The sequence below is a fragment of the Shewanella sp. SW24 genome (assembly GCF_025653395.1).
Classification (GTDB): Bacteria; Pseudomonadota; Gammaproteobacteria; order Enterobacterales; family Shewanellaceae; genus Shewanella; species Shewanella oncorhynchi.
The window spans coordinates 110081-123820 of the sequence record NZ_JAKKSH010000014.1 but is presented as its reverse complement, the minus strand read 5'-3'; the positions used below and the strand labels follow the sequence as shown (position 1 = coordinate 123820).

At 47.1% G+C, this 13740-nt stretch carries 10 protein-coding genes; 3 read left to right on the top strand and 7 right to left on the bottom strand.

Annotated elements, in window-relative coordinates:
- Nucleotides 1-122: 122 nt before the first annotated feature.
- Entirely contained in the window at nucleotides 123-1466 is a 1344-nt protein-coding gene (pmbA, locus tag L5M17_RS13370) for a metalloprotease PmbA (RefSeq protein ID WP_105251299.1), read from the bottom strand.
- A 174-nt stretch (nucleotides 1467-1640) separates the two neighbouring features.
- On the opposite strand from pmbA, the gene yjgA reads away from it, so the two are divergent.
- Both yjgA and L5M17_RS13360 read left to right on the top strand, forming a co-directional pair.
- A complete protein-coding gene (yjgA, locus tag L5M17_RS13365; protein ID WP_105251298.1) occupies nucleotides 1641-2177 on the top strand; it encodes a ribosome biogenesis factor YjgA in 537 nt (178 codons plus the stop codon).
- A gap of 29 nt (nucleotides 2178-2206) precedes the next feature.
- Nucleotides 2207-4717, top strand: coding sequence for an Ig-like domain-containing protein (locus L5M17_RS13360; protein WP_263148070.1), 2511 nt, complete (start codon nucleotides 2207-2209; stop codon nucleotides 4715-4717).
- Between the two features lie 145 nt (nucleotides 4718-4862).
- On the opposite strand, the gene L5M17_RS13355 is transcribed toward L5M17_RS13360, so the two are convergent.
- Entirely contained in the window at nucleotides 4863-6188 is a 1326-nt protein-coding gene (locus L5M17_RS13355; RefSeq protein WP_263148069.1) for an APC family permease, read from the bottom strand.
- Nucleotides 6189-6812: 624 nt separating this feature from the next.
- Here L5M17_RS13355 and L5M17_RS13350 point away from each other — a divergent pair.
- Nucleotides 6813-7214: a hypothetical protein gene (locus L5M17_RS13350; RefSeq protein WP_107402714.1), complete on the top strand. Its 402-nt coding sequence runs from the start codon at nucleotides 6813-6815 to the stop codon at nucleotides 7212-7214.
- Nucleotides 7215-7304: 90 nt separating this feature from the next.
- Here the strand turns inward: L5M17_RS13350 and L5M17_RS13345 are convergent, their stop codons facing one another.
- From L5M17_RS13345 to tldD, 5 genes are all read right to left on the bottom strand, one after another.
- Nucleotides 7305-8492: an ABC transporter permease gene (locus tag L5M17_RS13345; protein WP_263148068.1), complete on the bottom strand. Its 1188-nt coding sequence runs from the start codon at nucleotides 8490-8492 to the stop codon at nucleotides 7305-7307.
- Between the two features lies 1 nt (nucleotide 8493).
- Nucleotides 8494-9711: an ABC transporter permease gene (locus L5M17_RS13340; protein WP_263148083.1), complete on the bottom strand. Its 1218-nt coding sequence runs from the start codon at nucleotides 9709-9711 to the stop codon at nucleotides 8494-8496.
- Between the two features lie 80 nt (nucleotides 9712-9791).
- Nucleotides 9792-10766 carry an HlyD family secretion protein gene (locus tag L5M17_RS13335; RefSeq protein ID WP_263148067.1) on the bottom strand — a complete coding sequence of 325 codons (975 nt, stop codon included), beginning with the start codon at nucleotides 10764-10766 and terminating at the stop codon, nucleotides 9792-9794.
- On the bottom strand, nucleotides 10756-12138 hold the full coding sequence (locus L5M17_RS13330; RefSeq protein ID WP_263148066.1) for a TolC family protein: 1383 nt from the start codon (nucleotides 12136-12138) through the stop codon (nucleotides 10756-10758). Before L5M17_RS13330 ends, L5M17_RS13335 begins: the two co-directional genes overlap by 11 nt.
- Before the next feature lie 94 nt (nucleotides 12139-12232).
- A complete protein-coding gene (gene tldD / locus L5M17_RS13325; protein ID WP_113940074.1) occupies nucleotides 12233-13681 on the bottom strand; it encodes a metalloprotease TldD in 1449 nt (482 codons plus the stop codon).
- Nucleotides 13682-13740: the final 59 nt, after the last annotated feature.

The following is a 13740-nucleotide window of genomic DNA, read 5'->3' as shown; positions in this document are numbered from 1 at the left end:
AATCGCTTGCCCTTTTTTATGCTCAAACCACATTCATGCCACTAACACTAAAGTACTTGCACTAAAGCACTGAGACGACTTAAGCGCACTATGCAGCACGGCTGAACGAGTTACACTATGGATTAGTTACCCGCAATCTTCATTTCAGATAACAAGATACCGCCGGTACGAATTGATGAGCGCAGATCAAAATCCTTACTCACGGCTTGCACGCCACGGAACATCTCTTTTAAGTTACCCGCGATAGTGATCTCTTCCACTGGATATTGGATCTCACCGTTTTCAACGTAAAAACCCGCCGCACCACGGGAATAATCGCCCGTTACCATGTTCACGCCTTGGCCCATGACTTCGGTCACAATCAAACCTGTGCCCATGTCTTTCACCAATTCGTCGAAGGTTTGGCCTGTGTGGCCGAGCGTCCAGTTATAAATACCGCCCGCATGGCCCGTGTTGGTTAAGCCTAACTTGCGCGCCGAGTAGCTGGTCAGTAAATAGGTTTCTAACATGCCGCGGTCAATAATGCGTCTGTCTTGGGTCGCCACGCCTTCACTGTCGTAGTTCGCACTCGCTAGAGCACCCAGTAAATGTGGCTGCTCTTCGATATTGAACCAATCGGGGAAGATTTGGGTGTTGATCGAATCCAATAAGAAACTGGATTTACGGTATAAACTGCCACCGCTGATCGCACCGATAAAGTGGCCGATTAACCCTGTGGCGATATCTGGCGCTAATAAAATGGGTAAACGCGTCGTCGCGATCTTGCGCGCACCGAGGCGGCTTACTGTCTTCTCTGCGGTCTTTAAACCTACCGTTTCAGGTGCAAGCATCTCGCTGAATTTACGGGCGATAGTGTAATCGTAATCCCGTTGCATATTGCCTTCGCTATCTTCACCGATCACGCTGCAGCTTAAGCTATAACGCGAGCTGCAATAACCGTTTAAGAAACCGTGGCTGTTGCCATACACTTTAACCGCGGTGTGAGCATTGGCACTGGCGCCGTCGGAATTATTGATACGTGGATCGGCATCGAGCGCTGCAGTTTCAGCGCGGATCGCTAGTTGTGCTAACTCATCGGGGGAAATATCTTGTGGATAATACAGTTGAAGATCGCGGATCTGATTTGCCATCAAGGCTTTATCGGCAAGACCACTGAATGGATCAGGAGAAGTATAACGGGCGATATCGTCGGCCGCTTTTACCGCGAGGGCAATGGCCTCTGGACTTAAATCCGACGTCGATGAACTGCCCTTGCAACCATCGCGGTAAACCGTAATTCCTAAGGCACCATCTTTATTAAATTCAACGGTTTCAACTTCTTTTAAACGGGTAGAAACCGACAAACCTTGTTGTTTACTGATCGCCACTTCGGCAGCGTTCGTTCCTAATTTGTTGGCATATTCCAGCGCCACGGCCACCGCATCTTTCAGCGCGCCCAATTCACTATCGATTCTGTTCAAAGACACAAAGCTACTCTTTCGTTGTCGGCAATTGCCGTAGCATAACAAACACAAATCCCATTCACATTAATTATTCGCGGCTGACTTAGGCTTGAGAGCGTATCCTAAGCACATTCACCTAGGCGATTTTTGGCTGGAGATGTTATTATTAGCCAGTAAATTACTTGAGGTTTTATCTATATGAAGATTGTTGGTGATTCAGAACATTTTAAACAGCCCTACGACATAGATGAAGATTATGTCAGCAGCAAAACAACGGACAAGCGTGATAGTGAAGCCGTGCAAAAAGTCGGTATGGAGCTTGTTTCACTGAGCAAGACTCAGCTAGATAAAATCGAGCTGGATGAGTTTTTGTACGACGCTATCCTGCAAACACGCAAAATCAAAGTCAATACTGAGGCGTATCGTCGCCACATGCAGTATATCGGCAAATTGATGCGTAATTTTGATATTGAGCCAATCAAGGCTTCACTCGCTATCGTGTTGAATAAAAACAACAACGAGACCGCTAAGTTACAAATGTTCGAAAAAATGCGTGAACGCTTACTCACCCAAGGTGATGATGAGATTCAAACTGTCGTCGAGCATTATCCGCAATTAGACAGACAAAAACTGCGTACTTTGGTGCGTCAAGCCACCAAAGAACTGGCCAAAGGCCCTGAATCAAAATCATCTAAAGAGCTGTTTAAATATCTACGCAGCGAAATCCAAGACTAATTAACTTCAGCCCCACAAGGATGTTGCTTATGCGACTTAGCAAAACGTTATGTAGCCTAGCTTTGCTTTTTATTGGACTATTTGGACTCGGGGCCTGTAACGGCCCTGCGGACGAAGATAACGGTGGCACAGATGCCACTGACGGTATCTATAAACTGTCTATCGACTTTAAAACCTTATCGGGTTCTGAATGCGGCAGTGTCACTTCACTCCAAAGTTTCCCTAAAGACACAGGCTTTTGCGCAGTCGCGAAGTTAAAGAAAGGCTCAGCTACAGTGAGCAATCAGAAAGTAGACTTTACGACAGACCTTGGCGTATTAACACCTAATAGCAAACTAACAGACAATAACGGTGAAGCCATTATTATCGTTAGTAATCCTGATTTACTTGTCAATGCAGGGATAATTACTGCAACGACAACCCCAAATGATTCCACAACGGCGCTAACAGCTACCCGCAATTTTGAGTTTTTAAGTGCTAGCGATGGTACTTCTCCTGCTGCACCTAAACTCAGCGCCAGTATTTTAAGCAGCTCAGCCTTAGTCACTCGCTTTAAAGTCGATGAGGCGGTGCAATTACAAGCCATATTGCTCGATAGCGAAAGCAAAGGTATCGAAGGCGCTAAAGTCACCTTTACTGCAGGTTCAGCGGCGCTCAATCCTGCCAGTGCGTTGACCAACACTCAAGGTATTGCGCAGGTCCCCTATACGCCAAGTGCAACTGAATTAGGGGCAAATGCCTTAACGGTCACTGTGGACTATCAAGGTCAATTGCTGCAAACCAGCAGTTTGTATGAAGTCTTGAGTAAAGATGCCGTCAATCAAGAAGGCACGCTGAAAATCGGCTCATTCAATGGTGCAGTCTTTACCGAAGGTCAATTGGCGAGCACCTTAACCGCCGATGCCAATGGCAAATATAAAATCAGTGCAGGCGGTAGTTTTGGTGTAAGTGCAAGTTTAGTATTAGAGGCCAATGACGGCACGGTTACGCGAGTACAAACACCCTCTTCCATCAGCTTTAGCTCAGATTGCACCACAAACAATAGCGCCACACTCGATACCCCAGTTACAACCTTATCGGGTAATGCGGGCTCGACCTTCCAAGACACAAGTTGCAGTGGCAACAGTGAACGTAGCGACCAAATCGTCGCCACGACAGTAGCGGGCAATCAGACGTTAACGGCGAATTTCCCATTTACTCTACAACGCCAAACGCTTGCCAGCTTAAGTTTTGAGTCGGCAGAGCCGGCACAAATTCGCATTAAAGGTGCGGGCGGTACGGGTTCAAGCGAATCCTCTTTAGTCAGCTTCAAAGTCACCAGCGCCAATGGCCAACCCGCAGCGCAACAGAATGTCAGCTTTACCTTAGATACGGTTGTCGGTGGTTTAAGTTTTGCCAATGGCACTGCGAATGCGCAAAGCCTGACTAACTCCCAAGGTATCGCCAGTGTGCGCGTATTATCCGGCACAGTACCCACGCCTGTGCGCGTGGTCGCCACTGCTGTTGATACTGATACTAAAGAAGTCATCACTAGCCAATCTGAACAGTTAACCGTGAATACTGGTCTACCTCAACAACTTGGATTTAGTCTATCAACGACAGTATTCAATCCAGAAGCGGGTGACTTTAATGGTGAAACCGCAACGATCACCATTCGAGCCTCCGATAGTTTTGGCAATCCAGCGCCCGATGATACTGCTGTCAACTTCACGACAGAAGGTGGCCAGATCCCAACATCATGTTTAACTAAAAATGGGACTTGTAGCGTTGTTTGGACTTCACAAACGGCACGAGTACCCGATCACCGCATCACGATTCTTGCTTATGCCTTAGGTCACGAAACCTTCTTCGATACCAATGGCAATAACATCTTTGATGATGCTGATGTTAGTAAAGACATCAATGGCACGCCTGTGCCTGACTTGGCTTGTTTAACGAATTCAGGCGTTGCGAAAAAATGCACAGGCAATGGTATGGACATCGAAGCCTATCTTCCTAGTGGTTTTAGTGATCTAGGTGATGCGTTTAGGGATGACAATGAAGATGGCATTAGGAATTCAGCCGAACCATTTTGGAATACTCAAGCAAAAGAATATAGTTTTGCCGATGGTAAATTTAACGGTCCACAATGCGAAAGCGCACTCTGCGGCAAAGGCCAAGCCAATAAAACCTATATCCGCAAAGCCTTAGTAATGAGCATGTCAGGCTCACAGGCTTATATCAGTGTGATGCAAGACGGTGTGTTATTGCCGAGTGTGAATGACATCAAACCTGTGGCCGTTGGTGCTAGTTCTGAATTTGTAGTATTTGTCCACGACAGTGCGAATCAAATCATGCCAGCTCAGACAAGTATCGAACTTTGCGTGGATTGTGCTGGAACCCCTAAAACCTTCGAGGTTCCCAATACTGTGTATGCGAAAGGCAGTCTAGGTTCACCACTGAAATTTACGGCATCGGCCAACACCAGCGTATCGGTGAAAGTCACGACCCCTAAAAATGTGGTCACTGATGGCTTAGGTTTCACAGTACCAGCGCTTTAAAACTCAATTAAGCAAACTGAAAAGACCCGCGAATGCGGGTCTTTTTATTGGAGGATTTTATTCGAGAATTACAACCCACAGCCCTAGATCTACTACACATCTTTAGTTATAGCTGTGCATCTATGAGCCATGACACTCACTAATTTTATAGCTCTACTGCACGGCGTAAACGGAAACTCCGTAAAGCCAAATACATCGCTCCCACTGCCGCCCAAATGAGCCCCAGCTCTAATGATTGTGGTTCTAAGTTCACCCAAAGTACACCAATAGTACCCGCGCCACACAATGGCAAGACTAAGTATTGTAAGTGGTCTCTAAAAGATTTATTACGTCGATCCCTTAGGTAAAACTGCACAATCACGGCTAAGTTTACGAAGGTAAAAGCGACTAAAGCGCCAAAATTCACTAAGGCTAGCGCCATTTCCAAATCAAATGAAACGGCAGACAGCGCAAGCGCACCCACCAACAAGACATTAAATGCAGGGGTTCGCCATCTAGGATGGATATAAGCAAACCCTTTACGTGGCAACATATTATCCCGCCCCATCACATATAAAATCCGTGCAACCCCAGCATGGGCAGCCATACCGGATGCCAATACAGCAACAGTGGTCGCGACTAATACGATGGACTGGAATAGATTACCACCCACATAGAGTGCAATTTCAGGCAATACCGCATCAAGCTGTTGAAAGCGGGAAATATCGGGGAAATAGAGCTGCAAAAAATAAGACACGCCAACAAAAATCACGCCACCGAGTAAAGCCGTCAACACAATCGCGCGAGGAATAACACGTTGAGCATCTTTAGTTTCTTCAGTCAGTGAACTTAACCCGTCAAAGCCGAGGAAGGAGAAACACAGAATCGTCGCCCCTGTGAATAATGGCGCCATCGCCATATTATCGGCATAAAATGGTCGCACACTCGCAACGACACCTTCGCCTTCACCGAGGGAAATGCTATAGGCCATTAGACCAATGAACACCACAATAATAGCGATCTGTGCAAACACTATCACCCCATTAAAGTTCGCGACGAGATCAATCCCCTTGAGATTAAGCAAGGTCATTATGGTCACAAGAGCGAAAATAAAGATCCAAGGTTCGACGCTGGGAAACATGGCGGTTAAATAGATTTTTGCGAGCAACATATTGATCATTGGCATAAACATATAGTCCAGCAGCGATGACCAACCCACCATAAAACCAACATTCGGGCTAAAGGTTTTTTGAGCATAAGTGTAGGCTGAACCCGCATAGGGATATTTACGTACCAAATGACCGTAACTAAACGCGGTAAATAAAATCCCCGCCAATGCGAATAGATAAGACGTAGCCACATGGCCAGAGGTGATCTCGGAAACAATACCAAAGGTATCAAAAACGGCCATCGGCGTGAGATAAGCAAGCCCCATCACCACCACTTGCCATAAGTTGAGGGTCTGCTTCAAACCCGGATTTTGTTGGCTCATCAGCACACCCCCATTGTACAGGGTTGAACACCTAAGCACGCATCTGCAATTAGTTTTTGCTTGCGGCTAACCGTCTGCACTCTCGGTTTAATGGCTAACGCAACGACTTGATTTACAACAACTACCGACAATCCGGTACACAACAGCCCCATTGGTCTTTCCTCAGTAAAATAGGTTCAACTGAACCTCATATCATTTCCGGATGTTTACCGGCCTCAATTGTTTTAAAACACATACGCCATAAATAAAAAATAACCGAGATACTGAGTATCTCGGTTATTTTTTCGGCGCGCATTCTCCCCCAAAACCAACAAGAAGACAACCCAATAAGGGCCGTTTGATGGCTATCTGCACGATGAGCGTTAAATTAACGGAATAGAATAGACAAGGATAAAGATGGCTTAAAGCAGTTTGAACACTAAGACACGCTACTAGAATATGACAGTAAGGCTGATGACATGCCGAAGGACAAGCTCAATACTGAATAATTTTTTCACTTGTTTTAAATTTGTTATTGGAAATAAGGCAGATATAGATATAATCTTCCGGCAAAAATTAAACAGGGGCAGTTTAATTTGCGAAGCAACCGCTTCATTTGTTTTATCGCATCAAAAGGAAGATGAAATGCGTAAAATTACTTTAGTCTCTCTGACCATTGGCAGCTGTTTTCTCGCCGCCTGCGCCGCAAAACCACCTATTATCGCTCAAGAAAAAACCGTTGAAATCGAGGGTGTTAACTTAGTTTTTGGTGGCAGTTTTGATACAGAACGCAAAAACATTTCACTCTCAGTGAATGGCGATTCTGTTATGAAAGGCACTTTCCCGCCTTATACTCCGACTCAAAATTTGAGCGGTAAATACAAGGATTTCAAAATTTCTAGCCAATGCTATTTCGGTTCAGTGCTCAGCAGCCAAGGTGGCGCATTTGGCGCGATTGCCGGCGTCATTCAAGCGACTAAGTCGAGCTCAGGCGATAAGTGCGATATGCTCGTCGATGGTAAAATTGTAGAAAGTCTTTACTTCTAAAGATTAATTACAGAAGTACCTAAACAGCCCCTGTAAAGTTCAAGCCCAGTAAACACTCGCGAGATACTCTGTCCCGCGAGTCCATCAAAGCTAATTAGCTTCAGCCAACAATCTCACTCTGCGCTTAATCCCCAACATCGCTAGGCCGAAAAAGACCGCAAATAAGCCCCAGAGTTGCAGCCATTTTGGCATCACACTCGCCCAACTTGCGCCCATTTGATTGAGTTCTAGCATGCCCATAATCGCGGGCACGGCGGGAATAAACTGCGAACCTAGCACTAAAGGCTCGGGAATGAGGGCTATCGGCCAGACAAAACCGGACACGAATAGGATGGGCATAGAGATCAGCAGCAACACTTGTGTCGGTAAATCGCGACGGGTGAACAAGGTGCTCATGGCAACACCTGCGGCGGCGGTGGCGAGTAAAAAGGGCAATAACCACAGCGCGACTAAGCCAAGGCTCGCTTGAATACTCACGTGATACCAGTGATAACAATAACCCACATAAAAGCTGGTAAAGAAGATATAAATCAACATGAAAGCAAGAATACGACCACAGACTAATTGCACCGGTGACACCTGCTGCCAATACCCTTTATGCCGCCATTGCCCGGCCCCTAAAATTCCAGTACCTATGAGTAAGGTTTGGTGCAAAATCAGCAAGAACAGTCCAGGTACCACATAGGGCGTATAACCTAGGCTCTGGTTAAAGGCAGGTACACTGTTAAGATGAAGCGAGTTTAAACTCTCTTGGGCCTGCTTAGGATTTTGTCCTTGAGCAAGCATGCCAATCAATTGCACTTGTTTACCCGCATCCATTCCAGCGCTAACTAAGCCTTCAACAACCGCGGAATAAATCAAAAAGTAACTAGCATCACCGCCATAGCTTAGCGTCACACCTTTACCAAGCAATAAATCGCGGCGGAATCCTTCTGGGATCACGAGTAAGCCGTGGGCCTTACGCGTCTCAATAAAACGCTTCGCCTCAGTAATCGAACCGACTTGGCCTATGACTTGAATTTTTGCGCTGGCATCGGCATGACGGATCAATTGACGACTTAGGGAAGAATGATCTAAGTCCACCACGATCAGTTGTTGCTCGGTCGGCACTTGATTCAGATAGGGCAAAGGATACAAAACCGAATAAAACAGTACACCGCCAAATAAGGTAACAGCGATCGCTTTATCGCTAATAATGGCCTTAAACTCAGTGAGGATCAGTCGCCACAGACTGAGCTGACGTGGTGTGTTTGCGTGTTCGCTCTTGGATAAATTCATCCTATTGCCCCTTCGCAGATATAGCTGCGTCCGAGTCATGAACTGTCACCGCTGCATTGCTGTTAACTGTGGTAGACAGTAATTTACGCGACAGGAAATATATCAAAGGTATCAGACAAATAAAGCCCCAATAGCTAGTGATTTGGCTCGCTACACTTGGCCAAGTAGCGCCATAACTCACGATACTAACATGGGACTCAATATAATGGCTCGATGGCATGATAAGTCGCCACCACTGGGCTAATTGCGGCATTTCGTGAGTCGGGAAAGTAATGCCCATAAAGGCAAACGCTGGCGCAAATAAAGCGGTACAAAAGCTGATGACCCGCGCACTGTCACGCATCACTACAAATATTAATAACACTAAGCTCCAGACTGCCAATAACATGACTAATTGCGCGAGCAATAATAGGGCTAAACTCCCCGCCATCGGCAGAGCAAGATACAAATACAGCCAAGCTAAAATAAAGCCGCCCTGCAGCATCAATATCGGCGTAAACAGCACCATTTTCGCCCACACCTTAGGCCAAAAATGTTCAGTTAAGAGATTCGACATGCCATCGGCCTGAGTGGTAGGCGCTAAATGCAACTCTCGATTTAAGCTGTTTGCCATCACTAACATAGATAACAACTGCCACAGCGCAATCAGCACTGGCGGTACTAAGAAACCTATGTAGTTGTTATTTCGGTTAAACAAGGCTGTTGTTTGGCTTTTGACTGGGCTTAAATTCACTGCGACTTGGGATTTCGGTGTACCATTTGCGAGCTGCTTTAAACCCGCAACTTGCTGTAATCCGTCGCCTAAACTCAGCTGAATTTGGCTTGAGAGTAACTTACCCACCAGCAAAAATTGACTGTTGTAGCGCACATCAATTGTAGGCTTATGGCCTGTAAGTAAATCCTTTTTCATATCATAGGGAAAAACCACAATAGCGTAGACTTTCGCCTGTTGCATCGCGCTTATCGCCGAGGATAAGTCGGTAAAACTTTGCGGATCGGTAACTGGGTTTGCCTTAAGCTGACGGGTCAACATGCGGCTCAATTGACTATGATCTTGGTCGACAATCGCCACGGGCAGTTGCCTTGGCAGACCTGCACTGAATAACCACCATAAGCATAAAATCCCCAGTAGTGGAATATAACTTATCAGCGCTAACTGCCAAGGGTCATGCCATAGGGCACGCAGCTCACGGCGAACTAACGCTGTGAGCAACGCCATAAAGCTTATGCTCGATGGCTGTAATTCGTCCTTAATCTTGTCCGCCGCGTTGGCGTGAGGCGTACGTTCAGTCACGACTTTTACTCACTGCGCAGCAGCACAGACATGCCGACACGCAGATCGGTAATCGGCTGGTTTGGACGCAATTCCACTTCAAAGGTTCGCATATCAAAATCATGGCCACTTTCAGTCGAACGCCAAGTGGCAAACTCACCCATCACACTGATATGGGACACAGTAAAATCCACATCCTGCCCGAGTGCCGGAATCGTTAATTGAATTGTTTGACCTTTTTTGAAACGTTTAAGTTGGTCTTCTCGCACTTGGAACACGGCCCAAGCATCCTGCATATCAATCAGACTGACAATCGGAAAACCACTGGGTGCCAATTCACCCGCCTGTAACAGCACGTCGCTGATCTCACCTGATTTAGGTGCGCGCATTTGGCTATCTTCCATAATGGCGCTAACTTCTTTCACTGCACCTTCAGCCTTACGGGCATTACCTGCCGCAGCCACTTTGGTTTCCGCCCGCGCACCTTCCTCGGCCATTTGGTACATGGCTAAGGCCGCTTGTTCTGTGTATTTTGCCGCTTGCCATTGGGTAAAGGCTTCATCGCGTTTTTGTCTTGCCGCCACACCTTCGTTAAATAAGTTTTCGACTCGGGTATAAGTGGTTTTAGCAAGTGTTGCTGCCGCCTGCGCCTTAAGCCATTGCTCCTTGGCTGCCATCACTTCTTGGCTGCGAGCACCGTTGTTGGCTTCAAGCTGCATCGCCTTAGCGGCATCACGACCACCTTCGGCCTGCATTAACTTTGCATCTAGCTCAGGACTGCGGATCGCAAATAATAAATCCCCTTGGGCAACACTATCACCGCGGCGCACGAGCACTTGCTCAACTCGGCCTGGCACCTTGGACGAAACATTGTACTCACGGGCTTCAATCTGGCCCTGCAACAAACTCTGCTGCGGGCTATAAGCGAGCTTGAGTCCATAGGCTAAGATAAGGCCTAATGCGACCAACGCCACAAGGGCAAGTATTCTGTTAGCGCGCATTGTTTGTCTCCTGCACTTGGGTAGGGGCTGTGGTACGACCGATAAATTCATCTAATTGACCACTGATGGCCATTAATCTGGCATAGGCTTGCACATAACGATAACGGGCAGCCAATTGCTGAGTTTTCACTGCGCTCAGTTTCAGCTCCGCATCGACTCTGTCGATAGAGGTTGAAAGCCCTTGATTAAAGGCGATTTCCCTAAGATGCAGGTTTTCAATAGCAAGTTCGAGCGAAGTATCAAGCGCCGTCACTTCTTCCTCGGCCTGTAATAATTGGCGATAGCTTTGATCCACCAGCAGGCTCAAGTCTTGTTTAGTTTGTGCCTTGGTATAACGAGCTTGTAAGAGTGCACTTTTCGCCGCTTCGACTTTACCGCTACGACCATCGCGGCTGATCAGTGGCACATTGACCCCAACCCCAACCATCCAGTCAGGTGTGATGCTCGTCAAGAGTGTGTCTTCTTCATACAAGGTGTAGTTACCGAAGAGGAAAACCGTTGGATGGTATTTACCTTTTTCCAACGCTATTAAACCGTTCGCTTGCGTTTCTTTCGCTTCGAGCAATTTGAGCGCCGGATGTTGGCTCAGGGTAATTTGGCTGAGTTGAGCGAATGAAGGAGCCTGTGGCAGTACAAATAAGGGAGAATTTGTGCTCACCTGACTTTGCTGCAGCATACGAGCCAGCGCGATCACTGCCATTTCATGTTGCCGACGAGCACTGCCTAAATTGACTTTAGCATTGTCTAGGGCGACCTGAGCATTGAGGCGCTCAACCTTAGCAATTTGCCCTTCGCGCTCTAGTGCTAAAGCATGATCAACATGCTTAGCTAACGAGCCAACCAGATCAGTCTGAGTATTCACCAATGCCAACGTCACATCGACAGCGTAATATCTGTCCACCAGCAGGGTAAATAAATCACGCGTTGCCAATTGTAATTCTTGTTGCTTCTCGGCCACCATAGCCGCGTGTATACCTTGAGCCGCAGTGATCTGTCCGCCCGTATAAATCGGCCACATTGCCTGTAAGCTGGCGCTAAAAATATCTTGTTCACTTAAGGGCAGCGGCGGAATACCCGCAATAATACCGCCAAGCGATGGCGGGATAGAAACCACAGAATTTAATTCTTTCAGATCAAACTCAATCGGTTTATCCAAATGAATATAGTTACCGCGAATGTCTAATGAGGGCAAATTTAAGCTCTCGCCCGCCTCTTGTTCACCCTTAGCGCGGTTAACTTCCTGCGATTGCGCTTGCAACTTGTCGCTCACCTTCAGCACTTGCTGCCAAGCATCAGTAAAGCTAATCGGCTGAGCATAGCCAGCCGAAGGCAATGATAATAGGCACAGCCATACCACACGTGATAGTTTCATTAACACCTCTAGAGTAGTTACTCTAATTTCCTTTGCGAATGATAACATTCATGGTGGGCAGCGACTAGAACCCATAGACGTAAGGTTCTAGGTTTTATGCTGTTCCGCCCACGGTAAGCTTATCGAGTTTTAGGGTCGGTTGACCCACACCCACAGGCACACTTTGACCATCTTTACCACAAACGCCCACACCTTGATCTAAAGCCATATCGTTACCGACCATAGAAATCTGGCTCATAGCCTCAGGGCCATTACCGATTAAAGTAGCCCCCTTAATGGCTTGAGTCACTTCACCATTTTCAATCAAATAGGCTTCGGATGCTGAGAACACAAACTTACCCGAAGTGATATCGACTTGACCACCGCCAAAGTTAGGGGCGTAAATGCCCTTCTTCACTGACTTAATAATCTCACTGGGATCTGACTCACCGGCCGTCATATAAGTATTGGTCATACGTGGCATAGGCAAATGCGCGTAGGATTCACGGCGGCCGTTACCCGTTGGCGCAACACCCATTAAGCGAGCATTGAGTTTGTCTTGGATGTAACCCTTTAAAATACCGTCTTCAATCAATACGGTTCTTTGGGTTTGTACACCTTCATCGTCGATACTCAGTGAACCACGACGATTAGGCAAGGTGCCATCGTCGACCACAGTCACTAACTTAGACGCAACTTGCTGACCAACCTTGCCGCTAAAGGCACTGCTGCCCTTACGGTTAAAGTCGCCTTCTAAACCATGTCCAACCGCTTCGTGGAGCAATACACCGGGCCAGCCATTACCTAACACCACTGGCATTTCACCCGCTGGTGCATCGATGGCATTTAGATTGACCTGCGCTTGACGCACGGCTTCGCGGGCAAAGGCGAAACACATAGGTAAACCTGTGTCATCGCTTGCCATTAAAACACCGTAGTCATGACGACCACCACCACCGGCGCCGCCACGTTCCCGTTTACCGTTTTCTTCCAAAATCACGCTACAGTTAAAACGCACCAGAGGACGGATATCGGCCGCAAGAGTGCCATCACTCGCAGCAACGAGGATTTCTTCGTGCACACCAGCAAGGCTAACCACCACTTGAATAATCCGGCTATCTAGACTGCGAATAAACGCATCGGCTTCTTTCAGCAGGTTGATTTTTTTGACTTCTTCCATCGCCGCAATCGGATCTAAGCTGTCGTATAACGCCAATGCTTTTTGACGTTTAAAGGCTTGTACCTGAGTCTGCTCACCCGCACTAGCAATGCCACGGGCAGCCTGTACTGCAGCGCTTAAGGCGGCAGGAGTGATGTCGTCGGCATAGGCAAAACCCGTTTTCTCACCGCTGATGGCCCGCACGCCCACACCGCGTTCAATATGGAAACTACCGTCTTTGATGATGCCGTCTTCCAGCACCCAAGATTCGTGGCGACTACCTTGAAAATAGAGATCGGAATAATCGATTTTGTGCTGATGTATGGTGTTTAGATAGGTTTGCAGGCCATCTAACGCTAACCCATTCTTCAATAAACTTTGCTCTACTTGTGCTAAAAATGGCATCTATGCTCTCTTTGACCCCAAGGGATCTTGATATTCTGAGTGTAAATTCGGTGTACTAA